The sequence below is a fragment of the Streptomyces fodineus genome (assembly GCF_001735805.1).
Lineage (GTDB): Bacteria > Actinomycetota > Actinomycetes > Streptomycetales > Streptomycetaceae > Streptomyces > Streptomyces fodineus.
Window position 1 is genome coordinate 6623852 of the sequence record NZ_CP017248.1, and the last position, 18660, is coordinate 6642511.

Consider the following 18660-nt stretch of genomic DNA (forward strand, 5'->3'; position numbering starts at 1 on the left):
CGCGCGCAGGTCGCGGGGTGCGGTGGTGGGGTGTACTCCCCGGGGAGTAGTCGGGGCGGCCGGTCACCCCGTGCAGTAGGCCCGAACTCGCACCCGCGCCCGACGAATCGTGGTCCTTCCGGCGGAAGTCTGGGAGCCGTATCCAGACATCCGCGGTGGAGGGGAGGCCCGATTCCATGGGGGCCGTCAAGACAGGGAGGACCAGGGGGCTGCCCTGGCTGGTGGTCGGGCTGTGGGCGGTGCTGCTGGCCGTGGCCGGGCCGTTCGCCGCCAAGCTGGGCGACGTCCAGCACGACCGGGCCACCGACTACCTGCCGGCGTCCGCCGACTCCACCCGGGTTGCGAAACTGCAGGACCGGCTGCCCGGTGGCGAGAGGACCGAGCTGGTCCTCGTCTACCACCGGGCCTCCGGCCTCACCACCGCCGACCGCGCCACGGCCGGACGGCAGCTGGCGCGGATCGCCCACCGCCACACCCTGACCGGCCCCACCCCGCACGGCATCCCGTCCGCCGACGGCACCACCCTCATGTACCCGGTGACCAGCAACGAGCCCGGCACCGACGAGAACAGGCGGAACACCTTCGTCGACGACGTCCGGCAACTCGCCCACGACCAGGGCGGGTTGAGCGTGCGGGTCGGCGGTCCGGCCGCCCTCGCCACCGACGCCTCCGGCGTCTACGCCTCGCTCGGCGGGCCCCTGCTCTACACCACGGTCGCCGTCGTCGCGATCCTGCTGATCCTCATCTACCGCAGCCCCCTGCTGTGGCTGGTCCCGCTCGTCGTCGCCGCTCTCGCCGACTTCCTCGCCCGCGCCGCAGCCTACGGCCTCAACCAGGCCTTCGGCACCACCGTCTCCGGCCAGAGCGCCGGCATCATGACCATCCTGGTCTTCGGCGCCGGCACCGACTACGCCCTCCTCCTCGTCTCCCGCTACCGCGAGGAGCTACGACGTCACGAGACGCCGTACGACGCGATGCGCGCCGCCCTGCGCGGCTGCGGGCCCGCCGTCCTCGCCTCCTCCGGCACGGTCGCCGCCGGACTGCTCTGCCTGCTCGCCGCCGACCTCAACTCCAGCCGGGGCATGGGCCCGCTCGGCACGGTCGGTGTGCTGTGCGCGCTCGCCGCGATGCTCACCCTGCTCCCGGCCGTCCTGGTGCTGCTGGGCCGCCGGGTCTTCTGGCCGCTCGTACCCGCCCACGGCAGCACCCCCAAGGCCCGCCGGTCCCTGTTCGCGGCGATGGGCTCCTCGGCCGGGCGCCGCCCGCTGACCGTCCTCGCCTCCGGCGCCGCCCTGCTCGGCGCGCTCGCGCTGGGCACCCTGAACCTGCCCGGCTCCCTCAAGCAGCTGGACACCTTCGTGCACCGGCCCGAGTCCGTGACCGCCATGGAGACCGTGGCCAAGGCCTACCCGGAGCGGTCCGCACAGCCCATCGAGATCCTCACCCCGGCCGGCCGGGCGGATGCGACCCTCGCCGTGGTCGAGGGCACCCGGGGAGTGGCCGAGGCGCGCCAGGGCCGTACCGGCGGGGGCTGGACCGAGATCACCGTGACCGCGTCCGCCCCGCCCCAGTCCGCCGCCGAGACCGCCACCATCGAGGCGCTCCGGCACCGGCTGCCCGGCTCCCGCGTCGGCGGGCCCAGCGCCCAGCAGCTCGACCTGAAGGACACCAGCGCCCGCGACCGCCTGGTGGTCGTCCCGATCGTGCTCCTGTCGGTGCTGCTGATCCTGATCGTCCTGCTGCGTTCCCTGCTCGCCCCGCTGCTTCTCGTCGCCGCCGTGATCGCCGTGTGGGGCGCGGCCCTCGGACTCGGCGGGCTCGCCTTCGGGCCGCTGTTCGGCTTCCCCGGCACCGACCCCGGCCTCGGCCTGCTCTCCTTCGTCTTCCTGGTCGCCCTCGGCGTCGACTACGGCATCTTCCTGATGCACCGGATGCGGGAGGAGTCGGTCAAGGGCACCGAACCGGCGGCGGCCGCGCTGATCGCCCTGCGCACCACCGGCGGGGTCATCGCCTCCGCCGGGCTGGTCCTCGCCGCCACCTTCGCGGTGCTGACGAACATGGGCCTGGTGCCACTGGTCGAGCTGGGCTTCGTCATCGCCGTCGGCGTCCTGCTGGACACCTTCCTCGTCCGCACCTACCTGGTGACCAGCGCGAGCGTGGCGCTCGGGCGGCGGGTGTGGTGGCCGGGCCGGCTGTCCCGTCCGGTGCCGGACACCGACCGCGCGCCGGAGCCCGTGGGCGTATAGCGCAAGATGAATCCCGTGCAGGCAACCATCACCGCGTCCCGGCCCGGCCGGACCCTCGCGTCCCTGGATCCGCTGCGGCAGGACACGCTCCTCGCCGCCGGGCTCGCCGCGCTCGCCTCGGTCATCGCCGTCACCGTCGGCAGCGGCCGGCAGCCGGACGCGCTCGGCTGGGCCCTGCTCCTCGGCCTGCACGTGCCGCTGGTCTGGCGCCGGCGGGCCCCGCTCGCCGTGCTGGCGGTCATGATCACGCTGATCGCGGCCTACCACCAGCAGGACTACAACCACTCGGCGCCCACCGCCGCCTCGATGGTCGTCCTCTACACGGCGGCGGTGACCAACGGCCCCCGGCGTACGGCCTTCATCGGCGGTGCCGTCGTCACGCTGATGCTGCTCCTGAAGATCCGCCACGGCATGGCCGGAGTGCAGGTCAGCTTCCAGATCACCGGCTGGATCGTCTCCATGCTCGTCCTCGGCGGCTACATCCGCGTCCACCGGGAGAACGCCGCCGCGGCCGTGGAACGCGCCGAACGCGCCGAACGCACCCGGGAGGAGGAGGCCCGCCGCCGGGTCGCCGAGGAACGCCTGCGCATCGCCCGTGACCTGCACGACCTGCTCGCCCACAGCATCACCCTCATCGGCGTGCAGACCTCGGTCGCCGCGCACGTCCTTCAGGCCGACCCCGAGCGGCTGGACCGTACGGCCGTGGCGAAGGCCCTCGACGACATCGCCGGGACCTGCCGTACGGCCCGCGGTGAACTCCGTACGACCCTTCAGGTGCTGCGCGGCCCCGGCGCCCCGGACGTCCGCGGCCCGCTGCCGGGCCTTGAGGGTCTCACCGAGCTGGCCAAGTCGGCGGGCGTCCGGGTGGAGCTGTCCGTGCGGGCCGACGGGGTGCCGCCGGCCGTCGGTGCCGCCGTCTACCGGATCGTGCAGGAGGCGCTCACCAACGCGGTACGGCACGGCGGCCGGGCCGACCTGACCGTGCGCGTGGACGTGTACGAGGAGCAGGGCGGCCTGCGTGTCCAGGTCACCGACGACGGTGTGGGCGGCAGTGGTGAGGGTCCGCCCGGCTTCGGGCTCGTCGGGATGCGGGAGCGGGCCCGCAGCGTCGGCGGCACGGTCGACGCCGGACCCCGCGCGGACGGCCGGGGCTTCGAGGTGAGCGCCGTACTGCCGCTGGGGGAGAAACCGGAGGACCAGAGATGATCCGGGTACTGCTCGCCGACGACCAGACCCTGGTGCGGGCCGCGTTCGCGATGCTCGTGGAGTCGGCGCCGGACATGGCGGTCGTCGGACAGGCCGGCACCGGCCGCGAGGCCGTCGACCTGGCCCGCGCCGAGCGCGCCGACGTGGTGCTGATGGACATCCGCATGCCCGGCCTGGACGGCATCGAGGCGACCCGGCTCATCGCCGCCGACGAGGACCTCGCCGGGGTCAGGGTCCTGGTGCTCACCACCTACGACACCGACGAGCACGTGGTGGAGGCGCTGCGGGCCGGTGCCTCCGGCTTCCTGGTGAAGGACACCCGTCCGGCCGACCTCCTCGACGCGATCCGTACGGTCGCCGGGGGCGAGGCGTTGCTCTCACCGGGCCCCACGCAACGCCTGATCGAGCGGTTCCTGCGCAGCCCCTCGACGCCCGTGACGGGCGGCCCCGAGTGCCTGTCGGACCGGGAGCGCGAGGTGCTGACGCTGGTCGCGCGCGGCCTCAACAACACCGAGATCGCCGAGGTGTTGGGCCTGAGTCCGCTCACCGCCAAGACCCACGTCAGCCGGATCATGGGCAAGCTCGGCGCCCGCGACCGAGCCCAGCTGGTGATCGTCGGCTATGAATCGGGGCTGGTGATTCCTGGCAGCATGAGCGGGTGACACCGAAGAGCCGCATCCTGCTCACCGCCCTCGCGCTCCTCACCTCGCTCACCGCCCGCGTGCCCGTGGCGGCCTCGGCCCAGGAGGACCCCGCCACCGGCCGTGCGGCCCCCGGCCACGGGCTCTCCGGCTGTGCCTTCTCCCTCCCGTACATCTCGGGCCAGGGCGGCTACGCCACCTACCGCATCCCCGCCGTCGTACGGACCCCGCGCGGCACCGTCCTGGCCTTCGCCGAGGGCCGGCGCGACGGCATGAGCGACACCGGTGACATCGACGTCGTCGTGCGCCGTTCCACCGACGGCGGCTGCACCTGGGGCCCGCTGACGGTGGTGGCCGCCGGACACGGGGACACCCGGGGCAACCCGGCGCCGGTCGTGGACCCGCGCACCGGTGCCGTCGTGGTCGTGACCTGCGGCAACAGTGGCAAGGTGACCGAGAAGCAGCTCGTGCGCGGCGAGGTGCCGGCCGAGCTGGGCCGCCGGGTGTACGTGCAGCGCAGCCGGGACGACGGCCGCCGCTTCACGCCCCCGGTCGACATCACGGCGCAGGTGAAGCGGCCCGGCTGGTACTGGTACGCCACCGGCCCCGGCCACGCCGTGGCCCTCACCCGGGGCCGGCACGCGGGGCGGCTGCTCGTCCCGGCCAACCACTCCGCCGCCACGACCGCCGGCACCGGCCGGGAGCGCAGGTACCACGGCGGTCACGCCCTCTACAGCGACGACGGCGGCCGCACCTGGCACCTCGGCTTCACGCAGACCACCCACGACGGCGTGCTCAACACCAACGAGACCACCGCCGCCCAACTCACCGACGGGCGGCTCTACTTCAACGCCCGCGACCAGTACGGCTCCGCGCCCGGCAACCGTCTCGACACCTACTCCTCCGACGGCGGCACCCGCCTCGACCGCCCCTACGCCGTCCAGCCCACCCTGAACGACGTGCCCGTGGTCCAGGGCAGCGTCCTCCAACTGAGCGGCCCGCACGCCCCGTTGCTGTTCTCCGCCCCCTCCGTGCCCACCGCCCGCCGCGCCCTCGCCCTCTGGTCCAGCACGAACGCCGGCCGCACCTTCACCAGACTGCTCACCCTCTCGGACCGCCCGGCCGCCTACTCCGACCTGGTCCAGCTCGGCCACGCCACGGTGGGCGTCCTGTACGAGACGGGCACCACGCAGGCGTACGACACCCTGGAGTTCCGCAGACTGAGCCTGACCTAGAGAAGCCCGGCCGCCGCCAGGAACTTGCCGACCCGCTCGGTCTCCTCGCCGGACAGCGGCACCTGCGGCTCGGCCGTCACCGGACAGTCGATGACCCCCCGCAGATGCAGCGCGGCCTTGAACGCGCCCAGCGCCGACGAGCTGCCGCCCATCCGTGCCGGGTCGCCGGCCGTGACCATACCGAACAGCGCGCACAGCCGCTCCTGTTCGGCCCGCGCGCCCTCCCAGTCGCCCGCCCGGCACATCCGGTACAGCCGGACGTACCCGTGCGGGTCGACGTTGGCCAGCCCCGGCACCGCCCCGTCGGCGCCCAGTGCCAGCGCGGAGTCCACGAACAGCTCGGAGCCGGTCAGCACGCTGAACTCGGGGTGCGCGCGGGCGCCGGTGACGATCTCACGGAAGGCGCCCAGGTCCCCGCTGGAATCCTTGATCCCGGCCAGCACCCGGTCCGCGGCGAGCCCCAGCACCAGGTCGGTGGGCAGCTTGGTGTGCACGGCGACGGGGATGTCGTAGGCGATGACCGGCACCTCGGAGGCGGCGGCGATCCGGCGGTAGTGGTGGACGATCTCCGAACGGTGGGTGCGGGCGTAGAACGGGGCGGTGACGACGACGGCCTGCGCACCGGCCGCCGTCACGGCCGCGACATGGTCCAGGACCCGGGGGGTCGTCATGTCGATGGCGCCGGCGAGGACCGGCAGCTGCCCCCCGGCATGGGCGACCACCGCCTCCACGACCTGCCGGCGCTGCCGGTCCGTCAGGAACGCCGCCTCGGAGGTGGACCCGAGCAGGAACAGCCCGTGCACCCCGCCCTCCACCAGATGGTCGACCAGCCTGAGCAACGAGGGCACGTCCACCTCGCGCCCCGGTGTCAGGGGGGTGCAGACGGGCGGGACGACACCGGTGAGCGGGGTGGGGAAGGGCATGTCAGGGCTCCTGGCGTACGGGGGCGCGAGTCGGCTGGTCCTCCTCCACAGGATGGTGGCACCGGTAGCGGTGTCCAGGCCGCGACGCGGCCGAGAAGTCCGGCATCACCTCGGCACACAACCCGTCCGCCCGCCGGCAGCGGGTGCGGAACGGGCAGCCGCTCGGCGGCCGGGTCGCCGAGGGCACCGGACCGGTCAGCGGCATCGGGTCGATGGGGTGCAGCAGGCCGGGCGTGGCCGAGAACAGCGCGCGGGTGTACGGGTGCCGGGCGGCGCCGGTGACCCGGTCGGCCGGGGTCTCCTCCACGATCCGGCCCAGGTACATGGTGATCACCCGGTCGCTCATCCGCCGTACCGTCTGGATGTCGTGCGAGACGAACACCAGGGCGAGGCCGAGGCGTTCCCTCAGGTCCAGCAGGAGGTTGAGGATCTGCGCGCGCACCGACACGTCCAGGGCGCTGGTCGGCTCGTCGGCGACGACCAGGGCGGGGTCCAGGGCGAGCGCGCGGGCGATGGCGACGCGCTGCCGCTGACCGCCGGAGAGCTGCCCGGGCAGGACGTCGGCGAGGGCCCGGGGGAGACCCACGAGACCCATCAACTCCCTTACCCGGTCCTCCCGTTCGCTCCTGGTACCCCGGTCGTGGACGTCCAGCGGGTCGCGCAGGATCCGCCGTACCGTCAGCCGCCGGTTCAGCGCGGTCGACGGGTCCTGGAAGACCATCCCGACACCGGCACCCACGGTGGCCCGGCGTTCGGCGGGCGGCATGGTCCACAGGTCACGGCCCCGGAACGCCACCGACCCCGGCACCGGCCGCTGGATGCCCACCAGCACCCTGGCCAGCGTCGACTTCCCGCACCCCGACTCGCCGACCACGCCCACCGTCTCCCCGGCGGCCACGGTGAGATCGGCGCCCGTCAGGGCGTACACCCGGTCGCGCCCGAGCAGTCCGCCGCTGCGGGCCTTGTGCACCACATGGGCGTTTCGGACCTCGACGACGGCGTTCACTGCAGAGCCCCCTCCACGGAAACGGCCGGATGATGGCAGGCGGCCGCGTGGGTGGCCGTACCGGCGAGGACGGGCGCCGAGGTGTGGCACACCCCGGTCGCCAGCGGGCAGCGGCCGGCGAAGCGGCAGCCCGCCGGGAAGTCGGCCGGAGCGGGTACGACCCCCTTGATCTGCGTCATCCGCTCCTCGGCCGACTCCAGCGACAGCACGCTGCCGAGCAGACCGCGCGTGTAGTGGTGGGCCGGCGCCGCCACCAGGTCGGCGGTCACCCCGCTCTCCACGATCTGCCCGCCGTACATCACCACCACCCGGTCGGTGACGTCGGCGACCAGCGCCAGATCGTGCGAGACCAGGATCAGCGCGAAGCCCAGCTCCGCGCGCAGCCGCAGCAGCAGTTCCATCACCTGGGCCTGCACGGTGACGTCCAGGGCGGTCGTCGGCTCGTCGGCGACGATCAGCCGTGGCTCGCGGGAGAGGGCCATGGCGATGAGCACGCGCTGGCGCTGGCCGCCGGACAGTTCGTGCGGGTAGCTGCGCAGGGTGCGCTCGGGGTCCAGGCCGACCAGTTCCATCAGCTCGCGCGGACCGCGCCGGCCGCCGCGCCGGACGAGCTGCTTCAGCTGGGCGCGGATGGTCATCGCCGGGTTCAGTGAGGACAGGGCGTCCTGGTAGACCATCGCCATCTCGTGCCCGAGCAGCCGCCGCCGCACCCGCATCGGCTCGGCGAGCAGGTCCCGCTGCCGGAACCGCACCTGACCGCCGATGCGCGCGCCCCTCGGCTGGAGCCCCATGACGGTGAGCGCGGTCAGCGACTTCCCGCAGCCCGACTCGCCGACCAGGCCGAGCACTTCACCGGCGTACACCTCGAAGCCGGCCCCGGCGACGATGTCCACGCCCCGGTGCCGGTCGGGGAAGCCGATGGTGAGGTTCTCCACGGCGAGCACCGGCTGTCCGCTCCGGTCGGGCAGCGGCCGGGCCCGGGACCGCAGGCGCCGGGCGGCCTCGGCCAGTCCGGGCAGCGGGAGTACGTCACCGGGTTCCGCCTTCTCCAACCGGTCCTCGGGTGAGGGCACTTCCCGTGCGGCCGGTGCCGCCCACGCGTCGGACACGCCCTCGGAGAGGATGTTCAGCGACAGCACGGTCAGCAGGATCAGCAGCCCGGGGAAGACGGTCGCCCACCAGCCGCCGGTCAGCACCATGTTCTTGCCGTCGGCGATGACACTGCCCCAGGACGGGTCCGGCGGCCGTACACCGGCGCCGATGAAGGACAGCGACGCCTCGAACACGATCGCCTCGGCGACCTGGACCGTCCAGAACACCAGTACCGGGGCCGCGCAGTTGACGGCCACGTGCCGCAGCACGATGTGCGGCGTACGGGCGCCGATCACCCGTTCCGCCGTGACGTAGTCCTCGCCGTACTGGTCGAGGACGTTGGCCCGTACGACCCGGGCGACGGGCGGTGTGAACAGGAAGGCGATGGCGCAGATCAGTACGCCGATCCCGCCGCCGAAGACCGCGACCAGGACGGCCGCGAGCGCGATGCCGGGAAACGCCATCACCACGTCCAGACAGCGCATCAGCGTCTCGTCGACCGCCTTGCGGGAGGTGGCGGCCACCGCTCCGATGACGGCACCCACGACCAGGGCGAGCCCGGTCGCGCCCAGTCCGATGGCCAGCGACCACCGGGCGCCGTACATCAGCCGGCTCAGGATGTCCCGGCCGAGGCTGTCCTGCCCGAGCCAGTGCGCGGCGGACGGATGCCCGCTGCCGCCGACCGGGTCCTGCTGGTCGAGCGGATCGTCCGGGGCGAGCAGGGGAGCGAGTACGGCGACCAGGATGACGAGGGCCAGGAAGCAGGCGGCGGCCTTCGACAGCAGCGGCAGCCGGCGCAGGCCCCGCGGCCGGATGCCACCGGTCCGGGTGAGGCGCTCGGCAAGACGCGCGCGCGTGACCATCAGCCCGCCCTCAGACGTGGGTTGACCAGCAGATACAGGATGTCGATGACGAGGTTGACGACGACGAACCCGGTGGCGGTCGTGAGCACCACCCCCTGCACCACCGCCGGATCACCGTTCTGCACGGCGTCGATCATCAGCTTGCCCATGCCGGGCAGCGAGAAGATCGTCTCGATGACCACGGCACCGCCGAGGAGATAGCCGACCCGCAGCCCGAGCACGGTCAGCGGATTGACCAGGGCGTTCCTGAGGACGTTCCGGCCGACGACGACCCGGGGCGGCAGCCCGCTCCCGATCGCCGTGCGCACATAGTCCTTGTCGAGCTCCTCCACCACCGAGGTCCGTACGATCCTCGTCAGCTGGGCGGCCACCGGCAGGGACAGGGCGATCGCGGGCAGCGTCATGGTCTTCAGCCAGCCGGTGACGGAGTCGGCGGGGTTGATGTATCCACCGGTCGGGAACCACCCCTGGTCCACCGCCAGGTACTGGATCATCAGCAGCGCCAGCCAGAACCCGGGAGCGGCGACCCCGACGAGCGAGACGACCCGGATGATCTGGTCCGGCAGCCGGTCCCGGTACACAGCGGCCGTCACGCCGCCAGCCAGCGCCAGCACCACCGCGAGGGCGAGACCGAGGAAGGTCAGCTGGAGGGTGAGCGGCAGCGCGGTGCCGACCTGGTCGGCCACCGGGGCCCGGGTCAGGGCGCTGGTGCCGAGGTCGCCGTGGAGCAGATCGCCGACGAAGTGGACGTAGCGCACGGGCAGCGGGTCGAGCAGCCCGTTCCGCTCCCGGAAGTCGTGCAGCTGCTGCGGAGTCGGATTCGCCCCCTGGAAGAACGCGGACGCCGGATCGACGTCCGAGAACCGCATCACCAGGAACACGAACAGCACGATCCCGAGCATCAGCGGCACGAGCAGGGCGATACGGCGGAGCAGGATCCGGGCGACGGCCGTCATGCCGTCAGGCCCACTTGGCCTGGAGCAGGTTGATCCCCGGGTACGGCTGTGCCCTTATCCCGGTGAGCTTGCGCGGGTCCCAGGCCGTCATCAGCTCGTTGTGCACCACCGGGTACAGCACGGCCTGCTCGGCGACGACGTCGATGTAGTCCTGGACGATCGCCTTCTTCTTCGCGGGGTCCGGTTCCCGGGTCGCCCGGTCCATGTCCGCGAAGAGCCGCTTGGCCACCGGATCGTCCGCCCACCGGGTGTACCCCATCCACAGGTTCTGCGGCCCGTAGTTGTAATGCATGATCAGATCGGCGTCGAGCCCGAACTGATTGGGATTGGATGCGGCGGCGACGACCTGGTAGTCCTGCTTCTGATCCATCTTGGTGAACACGGCCGTGGTCTCCTGCGGCGCGAGGGTCGTCCGCACACCGACCGCGTCCCAGGAGGACTTGATGGTCGGCAGACAGTCCACGATCCAACTGACGTTCACGGCCAGGATGTCGACCTCGAGGTCCGAGACGCCCGCCGCCTTCAGCAGCGCCTTCGCCCTGCCGGGGTCGTAGTCGTAGACGGTCCTGGCCCGCCGGTAGCTCGGATTGCCCTCGTTCAGGAACGAGGAGGCCGGCTTCCCGTGCCCCCTCAGGGCGACCTGCACCATCTTCTCGGTGTCGATGGCGTAGTGCAGCGCCTGCCGCACCCGTACGTCGTCGAAGGGCTTGTGCCGCGTGTTGAACATCAGGAACAGGTTGTTCATCCCGGCGCCGCCCGCGACCGTCAGGCCCCCCTGCTCCAGCCGCGCGATATTGGCGTACGGGATGTTGTCGGCGATCTGCGCCCCGGCGCCGGACCCGGAGATCTTCGCGACGCGCGGAGCGGCGTCCACGATGGTCAGCCAGTTCATGCGCTTGAAGGCGGGCGGCCGGGGCCCGTTGTAGCCGGCGTACGCCTCGAAGGTGGTGTTGGACTTCGGATGGTGCGCGGTCTGCCGGTACGGCCCCGAGCCCACGGCCAGCCCCTTGATGGCGTCGTCCCAGGCGCCGGGCCGGGCGAAGACGTGTTTCGGCATGATCTTGGCGAGGGTGAGCCGGGAAAGCCCGTCGGGGAAGGGGAACTTGAGCACGAGCTCGACGGTGCGCGAGTCGACAGCGCGGACGCCGCTCAGCCAGCTCGCGAAGAACCCCTTGGCGAGGGTCTGGGTCTTCGGATCGAGGATCCGGTCGAAGACGAACACGACGTCGTCGGCGGTGACGGGCTTGCCGTCGTGGAAGGTCGCGCCCGAGCGCAGGGTGAACCGCCAGGTGGTGGCGTGCGCGTCTTTCGGGACCTCGGTGGCGAGTGCCGGATAGGGGACCCGGGTGATCGGATCGGTGTCCAGCAGTCCTTCGTAGACGTGGTTGTTGGCGGCCATGCAGAACGCCGACGCCGTCTGCGTCGGATCCCAGCTGCCGTCGTTGCCGTAGCCGATCACGGCGGTCAGCGTCCGGTCCTTGCCGCTGCCGCCGTCCCCGGTGTCGTTCGTGGACTGCGGTCCGGCGGAGCAGGCGGTCAGCGCGGGCGGCAGCCCGGCGGCCAGGGCGAGCGCGCCGACGCCGCCGAGGAAGGACCGGCGGTGTGGTGCCGGCATGTCGTGGGTCACGTCGTCACGCACGGGTCCTCCTGGCGGGGAGAGGGCAGGGAGGTACGACGTCCTACGTCCGGTGGGTCAGCGCGACCATAGGAGCGCGCCAAGGGGTGGTCAAGGGCGCATGCACGAATGGCGTAGCAGTCAGAGGCCGCACCAGTGCGGCCGAACCGGAGCGGCCCGGCAGGGAGATCCTCAGGGGGCCGGTTCCCCGTCGGTGGCGCGCCGGCGTACGAGGGTGCCGACGGCGGCGCCGATCGTGCCGCCCAGGAGCCAGCCGGCCAGGACGTCGGTCGTCCAGTGCACCCCGAGATACACGAGGGCCCACCCGGTCACCAGGTTCGCCGCGACCGCACCGGCCGACACGGTGAGCCGCCACGCCCGGCCCGGCCACCGCACCGCGAGGACGGCGGCGGCGGTGAGCCCGGCGACCAGGGCGGCGTCCGTCGACGGCATGGAGTATCCGCCCGCATGGACGAGTGCGAGGCCTGCGTCCGGGCGTGGCCGTGCGATGAGGTGCTTGAGCACCTGGGAGGCCACGACCGAGACGACGGCGGCGCCGCCCGCGGCCGCGACGAGCGGCCGCAGGCGGCGTACCACCAGCGCGGCGAGCAGTGCGGCCAGCAGCAGCAGAGCGAGCAGGACCACGTTGAGGCCGAGGTCCATCAGCCCTTCGGCCAGGGCGGTCCAGCCGGCGCCGCGATGCGCGGCGAGCCACCGCAGGATGTCCCGGTCCGCCGCCGTCAGCGGAGCGAACGGCGCTGCCATGCCGCACTGCCTTTCCTGGGTCGTTCAGGTGCTGCCGGGGCTCACCACTCCCCGGGGAAGCCTCCCGGGCCCGGGTTGCACTTGTGGTTGATGGTGTCGGTCAGGCCGACGTCGGGGCGCCACTCGTCGAGGTCCCACGTGGCCTTGTTCGGCGAGTACCAGGAGACGATCAGCACGTGGCAGAGGTACTGGTTCTTCATCGAGCCCAGGTTGGTGTTCAGGCCGTGGTTCCGGTACTTGGCGTACAGCTCGTTCCAGCCGGCCTGCGCCGGAGCGTACCCGTTCCAGAACCGCTGCCAGTCGGTGGGCTGGACCTTCAGGGTCCACCCGTAGCCGGAGTGGTACGTCCAGGAGGCGCTGTGGATCAGGTCGCGCCACAGCCACGGGTCGGCGACGACCGGGTAGGCGATGTCGGCGGTGGTGGTGTGGTCGATCACCTGGACGAGCGAGTCGCCCTGGACCTCGTACCGGGTCGGGATGTCCTTGCCGTTCGCGTCCTTGGCCCAGGGGGCGGCGAACGCGCCGAGCGAGGTGCCGTCGGTGCCGGATATCAGCACGCTTCCGTCGTCCTGCACCGCCATGCTCGCACCGGCGGGAAGGCTCACGGGGTAGGTGTAGCGGGTCGGCGCGGTGCCGTCCCGGACGACGGTCTCCAGGCGGACGCTCTGGTCCAGCGGCTGCACCGCCAGATCGGTGGCGGGCGCGGCGTTCTGGTAGGTGATCGTCCCGTCGGAGGCGACCGCCGCGTCACCGCTCCCGCTGCCCGGCAGGCCGATGCCGATGGTGTCTCCGGGTGAGTCGGCCGGGGCGACCTGGACGGCGCCGGAGTTGTCCGCCGGTGCGGTCACCTTGATGTCGCTGCCGCTCGCCGTGAGCGTGCCGCCGTCCTTGCCCTCGGCCGGCGGGACGACGTCGGCCGGCGGTGCGACGTTGTTGACCTGCTGGGCGATCGTGTCCGCGGCGGCCGGCGGGTCGGTGGGAGTGCCGTCGGCCAGAGCCGTGCCCCCCGCGTACATCACCAGCGCCACGGCGACAGCGACTGGTCTGGACAGGGTCTTCACGCGCATGCGTCCCCCCTTGAACTCGATGAGCGTGCCGAAGGCGTGAAGGAAACGTGTGTGAATTTCACATGATCTTCACGTCGGACAGATCGTGGCACAGAGGGAAGCCCTGGAGTGACACCTTGTCAAAAAAGAGAAACAGCAGGACATTTCTTGGCCCGCCCTGCCCTACTCTGGGGGCATGGGTGAGACGGTTGACGCCAAAGCCAGGGGTGCGGTGCGCAAGGGTGTGAAGATCGCCCTCGTGGTGGTGGTGACGGCCGTCGCCGCGCTGCCGCTCGCCATGCTCGGCCTGTCCCGGCTCCCCGCCGAACGCGCCTACCAGCAGTGCGCCGAGCAGCCCGACGTCTCCAAGTGCCACGACCCCCTGACGTCCTGGCTGCCCTAGAGACGCGCGGCCGTCACGGCGCCGACGAACTCCCCCCAGGCGTCCGCCCCGACCACCAGCACATCACCAGCGGGCACCTTGCTGTCCCGGACGGGCACGAGCCCGGGGACTTCGTCGGCGACCTCGATGCAGTTGCCGCCCTCGCCGTTGCTGTACGTGCTCTTGCGCCAGCGGGCGTTGCTCAGATCGTGGGTGTGCATCGTCTGTGGTCCTCAGCCGCCGACTCGATCAGGGCGAGGGACGCCTCCGGCGACAGCGCGGCGACCCTGAGGAGATCGTATGCGCGGTGTGCCCGCTTCACCACAGCCGGATCATCCATCAGCGTTCCCGAAAACGAGGTCTCTGTATAGGCGACCGGCGGCGCGTCCTCGAAGTCCATGAGCCGTAGATCCCCTGTCATCGCCGCGTGGGCCCCGGTCGCGTACGGAATCACCGTCGCCCACACCGTCCGCTCCCGCGTGAGCCCGGCGACGTGCTCCAGTTGCTCCGCCATCGCCTGCGGGCCGCCCACGGGGATGCGCACGACGTTCTCATGCAGGATCACCCAATACTCGGGCCGTGTGGCGTCCTTGAGGATGCGGGCCCGTTCCAGTCGAGCCCCCACGATGTCCTCGACGTACTCGTCCGTGACGAACGGGTTGGCCGCGAGCGTGACCGCCTCGGCGTAGGCCTTCGTCTGCAGAAGGCCCGGCACCACGGTGGGGGCGAACTCACAGATCCGCGTAGCCACCCGCTCCAGTTCCACGACCTCCGCGAAGTACTCCGCATAGCGCCGGTCGTCGATGAGTTTGCGGCACAGCCGCTCGAAAATACCGTCGGTTTGCAGGGCTTGGTCGATCCGCTGGGCGATGTCCAGCTGGGGCTTGCGGATCGCCTGCTCGAACTGGCCGATGTATCCGCCGGAGACGAAGACGCGGGTGCCCAGGTCGGCCTGGGTGAGTCCCCTGTCCTCCCGGCGCCGTTTCAGCTCGGCTCCGAAGAACTCCCACGCCGCCTGGCGCGAACCGTTGGCCATGGCCAACCCCCTTGACCTGCATCGCACTTGCAGGGCGCAGACCCCTGCCGAGTCTAGACGCGGAGAGTCACTCTGGATGTGCGAAGAGTGAAACCCGGCAGGAAGGGGCAGCGAGTTGGCCGTGAAGCCACCCGTCGGCAGCCATGCAGTGGACACCCGTACCGGACGGATCGGAGTAGTGATGGGGCATGTGGGGCCGTATGTGCAGCTGAGACCCTATGGCGGGGGGCGGGAGTGGGACGTGGACCCGGCGGCCGTACGGCCGGCCACCCCCGCCGAGCGGCTCAGCGCGGCCACCGCGTACGCCAACGCCCGCAGCCGTGGCGAGGTGCCCTAGGGGCGCCCGCCGGACGATTTCCGGTATCCGAGGGTCCGGGCACCGGAGAGCTTGCGCGAGAATGGGGCCATGAGTCTGTTCCGCGACGACGGCATCGTGCTGCGCACCCAGAAGCTGGGTGAGGCGGACCGGATCATCACCCTGCTCACGCGCGGTCACGGGCGGGTACGCGCCGTCGCCCGGGGTGTGCGGCGGACGAAGTCGAAGTTCGGGGCCCGGCTGGAGCCCTTCTCCCACGTCGACGTGCAGTTCTTCGCGCGCGGGAGCGAACTGGTCGGGCGCGGGCTGCCCCTGTGCACGCAGAGTGAGACCATCGCTCCGTACGGCGGCGGGATCGTCACCGACTACGCGCGGTACACCGCCGGGACGGCCATGCTGGAGACCGCCGAGCGGTTCACCGATCACGAGGGGGAGCCGGCGGTGCAGCAGTATCTGCTGCTCGTCGGTGCCCTGCGGACGCTGGCCCGGGGCGAGCACGCGCCCCACCTCGTCCTCGACGCCTTCCTGCTCCGCTCCCTCGCCGTCAACGGGTACGCCCCGAGTTTCAGCGACTGCGCGAAGTGCGGGATGCCCGGTCCGAACCGGTTCTTCTCCGTGGCCTCCGGCGGTTCCGTCTGCGCCGACTGCCGGGTGGCCGGGAGTGTCGTACCGTCGCCGCAGACCCTGGTTCTGCTCGGCGCGCTGCTTACGGGAGACTGGGAGACGGCGGACGCGTGCGAGGCGCGGTACGTCCGGGAGGGCAGCGGGCTGGTGTCCGCCTACCTGCACTGGCATCTGGAGCGCGGGCTGCGTTCGCTCAGGTATGTGGAAAAGACGTAGAGGGAGACGAGAAGCACATGGTCGTACGCGGGATCCTGGGGCGCCAGCGGCGTGAGTACCAGGCGCCGGAGCCCCATCCGTCCGGTGCGCGCGCGCCGAAGCTCCCCGGCGAGCTGGTCCCGAACCACGTCGCCATCGTCATGGACGGCAACGGGCGGTGGGCGAAGGAGCGCGGTCTGCCGCGCACCGAGGGCCACAAGGTCGGCGCCGAGCGGGTGCTGGACGTGCTGCAGGGATCGATCGAGATCGGCGTCCGCAACATCTCCCTCTACGCCTTCTCCACCGAGAACTGGAAGCGCTCGCCCGACGAGGTCCGCTTCCTGATGAACTTCAACCGCGACTTCATCCGCAAGACCCGCGACCAGCTCGACGCGCTCGGCATCCGGGTGCGCTGGGTGGGCCGTATGCCCAAGCTGTGGAAGTCGGTCGCCAAGGAGCTGCAGATCGCCCAGGAGCAGACCAAGGGCAACGATCTGCTCACCCTGTACTTCTGCATGAACTACGGCGGCCGGGCCGAGCTCGCCGACGCGGCGAAGGCGCTGGCCGAGGATGTGCGGGCGGGCCGTCTGGACCCGGCGAAGGTCAGCGAGAAGACCATCCAGAAGTACCTGTACTACCCGGACATGCCGGACGTGGACCTCTTCCTGCGGCCCAGCGGGGAGCAGCGCACCTCCAACTACCTGCTCTGGCAGAGCGCGTACGCCGAGATGGTCTTCCAGGACGTGCTGTGGCCCGACTTCGACCGCCGTGACCTGTGGCGGGCCTGCGTCGAATTCGCCTCCCGCGACCGGCGGTTCGGCGGCGCCGTGCCGAACGAGGACCTGCTCGCCATGGAGGCCGCGATGAAGGGCGAGTCCACCTCCTAGCCACCGGTGGTTCACGCGGGCCGCCGAGGATGCGGGACTCATGAGACGTCTCACCCCCCTCCTCGCCCTCGGCGCCCTGCTGCTCACCGCGCTGCCCGCGCACGCCGCCGACGGCCCCGCGCACCGGGAGAGTTACGGCACCAAGGCCCCGTACCAGCCCGAGCAGAACGCGCACACCTACCAGCGGCCCCCGGCCGGCTTCGAGCCCGTCTTCACCGAGAACGCCTCCCGGCACGGCTCCCGTGCGGCGACCGGCAGCGAGGACGGCGACCTGATCCTCGCACTGTGGGACAAGGCGCACGCCGAGGACCAACTCACCGAGGAAGGTGAGGAGTTCGGGCCGACGGTACGGGCGCTCATGGCCGCCATGGAGAAGGCCGGGTACGGCAACCTCAGCGGGCGCGGCCGGCAGGAGATGCGGGACACGGCGACGCGCACGGCACAGCGGCTGCCCACCCTGTTCCAGGACATCGCCGACCAGGGCGAGAGGATCGACGTGGTCAGCTCCGGGCAGGGGCGGGCCGTGGACAGCGCGGGCGAGTACACCGGCGCCCTCGCCGCCGCCGACCCCGCGCTGAAGCCGCTGATCGGGCCGACCCGCACCGACAAGGACCTGCTGTACTTCCACAAGGCGGCGGGCGGCGCGGCGTACCGCGACTACATCGCGCACGACCAGCGCCTCAAGGACACCCTGAACGCGATCACCGACCAGCCCAGGACGCACGGGGCCGCGCGCGATGTCCTGCGCCGCCTGTTCAAGGAGCCGTTCGCCGACGGGATCACCGACCAGGTGGGCGCGGCCCGAGCCGTCTACGACCTGTACGCCATCGCGCCCGCGATGAGCGAGGAGAGCCCGGACCCGGACGGCAGGGGCTGGGGCATGGACCGCTACCTCTCCCGCTCGGACGCGGCGTGGTTCGGTTACCTCGGGGACGCGGAGGACTTCTACGAGAAGGGCCCCGGCTTCTCGGGCAGCGACATCACCTACAAGATGGCCGATGTCCTCCTCGCCGACTTCTTCCGGCAGATCGAGGCCAAGCGGGCCGGCACCAGCGACCTGGGCGCCGAACTGCGCTTCACCCACGCCGAGGAGATCATCCCGCTGGCCGCGCTGATGGGGCTGCCCGGCAGCACCGAGCCGGCCGACCCGGACGAGCCCTACACCTACGCCGGCAACCCCTGGCGGGGCGCGGACGTCGCACCCCTGGGCGCCGACATCCAGTGGGACGTGTTCAAGAAGGACGACCGCTACCTGGTCCGCATGCTCTACAACGAGAAGGAGACGCCCTTCAAGACGGGCTGCCGCCCGATCGCCAAGGGCAGTGCGTTCTACGACTTCGACGAGTTGGAGCGCTGCTTCGGGCGCGGCTGATCATCGCAGGGGTCATGGAGATCATGTCGTTCGCGACCGGGGGCAGGCACTTCTCGCCCGGCGTGCTGACGGCAACGGTTCTGGCCATCCTGGTGACGGTGCTGTCGCCCTGGTTGCAGGCCCGTACGTTCCACAAGGTGGCCGTGCGGCGGGGCCTGTTCCGGGCGACGGTCACGGAGAACGGCGTGACCGTGACGACCGACCACACCACGGGATCGGTCGTCTGGGCCGCACAGCCCCGTTACCGCGAGACG

The 18660-nt window shown here is 71.7% G+C and carries 18 protein-coding genes; 9 read left to right on the plus strand and 9 right to left on the minus strand.

Translation table 11 applies throughout. The features are described from left to right. Positions 1-176: 176 nt before the first annotated feature. From BFF78_RS28375 to BFF78_RS28390, 4 genes are read left to right on the plus strand one after another with little or no spacing between them, the layout of a single operon-like run. Positions 177-2246 (plus strand): MMPL family transporter, encoded by a 2070-nt coding sequence (locus BFF78_RS28375; protein ID WP_079161517.1) that lies wholly within the window; start codon positions 177-179, stop codon positions 2244-2246. Positions 2247-2252: 6 nt separating this feature from the next. Next, positions 2253-3452: a sensor histidine kinase gene (locus tag BFF78_RS28380; RefSeq protein ID WP_079161518.1), complete on the plus strand. Its 1200-nt coding sequence runs from the start codon at positions 2253-2255 to the stop codon at positions 3450-3452. Beyond that, the gene (locus tag BFF78_RS28385) at positions 3449-4114 is read left to right on the plus strand and encodes a response regulator transcription factor (RefSeq protein WP_069780995.1); all 666 of its coding nucleotides are present in this window, start codon (positions 3449-3451) and stop codon (positions 4112-4114) included. The genes BFF78_RS28380 and BFF78_RS28385 overlap by 4 nt, the downstream gene beginning before the upstream one ends. Continuing rightward, positions 4111-5328 carry a sialidase family protein gene (locus BFF78_RS28390; RefSeq protein WP_069780996.1) on the plus strand — a complete coding sequence of 406 codons (1218 nt, stop codon included), beginning with the start codon at positions 4111-4113 and terminating at the stop codon, positions 5326-5328. The genes BFF78_RS28385 and BFF78_RS28390 overlap by 4 nt, the downstream gene beginning before the upstream one ends. Here BFF78_RS28390 and BFF78_RS28395 read toward each other — a convergent pair. From BFF78_RS28395 to BFF78_RS28425, 7 genes are all read right to left on the minus strand, one after another. Continuing rightward, a complete protein-coding gene (locus BFF78_RS28395) occupies positions 5325-6251 on the minus strand; it encodes a dihydrodipicolinate synthase family protein (RefSeq protein WP_069780997.1) in 927 nt (308 codons plus the stop codon). The two genes, BFF78_RS28390 and BFF78_RS28395, sit on opposite strands and share 4 nt — an antisense overlap. 1 nt (position 6252) lies before the next feature. Continuing rightward, positions 6253-7257: an ABC transporter ATP-binding protein gene (locus tag BFF78_RS28400; RefSeq protein WP_069780998.1), complete on the minus strand. Its 1005-nt coding sequence runs from the start codon at positions 7255-7257 to the stop codon at positions 6253-6255. Next, positions 7254-9212: a dipeptide/oligopeptide/nickel ABC transporter permease/ATP-binding protein gene (locus BFF78_RS28405; protein ID WP_069780999.1), complete on the minus strand. Its 1959-nt coding sequence runs from the start codon at positions 9210-9212 to the stop codon at positions 7254-7256. The genes BFF78_RS28400 and BFF78_RS28405 overlap by 4 nt, the downstream gene beginning before the upstream one ends. Further along, the gene (locus tag BFF78_RS28410) at positions 9212-10168 is read right to left on the minus strand and encodes an ABC transporter permease (RefSeq protein WP_069781000.1); all 957 of its coding nucleotides are present in this window, start codon (positions 10166-10168) and stop codon (positions 9212-9214) included. The genes BFF78_RS28405 and BFF78_RS28410 overlap by 1 nt, the downstream gene beginning before the upstream one ends. A 4-nt stretch (positions 10169-10172) precedes the next feature. Then, positions 10173-11783, minus strand: coding sequence for an ABC transporter substrate-binding protein (locus BFF78_RS28415; RefSeq protein WP_069783867.1), 1611 nt, complete (start codon positions 11781-11783; stop codon positions 10173-10175). Between the two features lie 192 nt (positions 11784-11975). Further along, positions 11976-12548 (minus strand): phosphatase PAP2 family protein, encoded by a 573-nt coding sequence (locus BFF78_RS28420; protein WP_069781001.1) that lies wholly within the window; start codon positions 12546-12548, stop codon positions 11976-11978. Between the two features lie 41 nt (positions 12549-12589). Then, positions 12590-13615 (minus strand): DUF2599 domain-containing protein, encoded by a 1026-nt coding sequence (locus BFF78_RS28425; protein WP_069781002.1) that lies wholly within the window; start codon positions 13613-13615, stop codon positions 12590-12592. Between the two features lie 175 nt (positions 13616-13790). Here BFF78_RS28425 and BFF78_RS28430 point away from each other — a divergent pair, with 175 nt between their 5' ends. After that, on the plus strand, positions 13791-13997 hold the full coding sequence (locus BFF78_RS28430) for a hypothetical protein (protein ID WP_069781003.1): 207 nt from the start codon (positions 13791-13793) through the stop codon (positions 13995-13997). Here the strand turns inward: BFF78_RS28430 and BFF78_RS28435 are convergent. Continuing rightward, a complete protein-coding gene (locus BFF78_RS28435) occupies positions 13994-14197 on the minus strand; it encodes a DUF397 domain-containing protein (protein ID WP_069781004.1) in 204 nt (67 codons plus the stop codon). The two genes, BFF78_RS28430 and BFF78_RS28435, sit on opposite strands and share 4 nt — an antisense overlap. Beyond that, positions 14179-15012, minus strand: coding sequence for a helix-turn-helix domain-containing protein (locus tag BFF78_RS28440; RefSeq protein WP_069781005.1), 834 nt, complete (start codon positions 15010-15012; stop codon positions 14179-14181). The genes BFF78_RS28435 and BFF78_RS28440 overlap by 19 nt, the downstream gene beginning before the upstream one ends. 121 nt (positions 15013-15133) lie before the next feature. On the opposite strand from BFF78_RS28440, the gene BFF78_RS28445 reads away from it, so the two are divergent. From BFF78_RS28445 to BFF78_RS28460, 4 genes are all read left to right on the plus strand, one after another. Beyond that, positions 15134-15349: a hypothetical protein gene (locus BFF78_RS28445; protein WP_069783868.1), complete on the plus strand. Its 216-nt coding sequence runs from the start codon at positions 15134-15136 to the stop codon at positions 15347-15349. 69 nt (positions 15350-15418) lie between these two features. Next, entirely contained in the window at positions 15419-16168 is a 750-nt protein-coding gene (gene recO / locus BFF78_RS28450) for a DNA repair protein RecO (RefSeq protein WP_069781006.1), read from the plus strand. 17 nt (positions 16169-16185) lie between these two features. After that, complete coding sequence (locus BFF78_RS28455; RefSeq protein WP_069781007.1) at positions 16186-17034, plus strand: isoprenyl transferase; 849 nt, start codon at positions 16186-16188, stop codon at positions 17032-17034. Between the two features lie 40 nt (positions 17035-17074). Next, positions 17075-18406 (plus strand): histidine-type phosphatase, encoded by a 1332-nt coding sequence (locus tag BFF78_RS28460; RefSeq protein ID WP_069781008.1) that lies wholly within the window; start codon positions 17075-17077, stop codon positions 18404-18406. Positions 18407-18660: the final 254 nt, after the last annotated feature.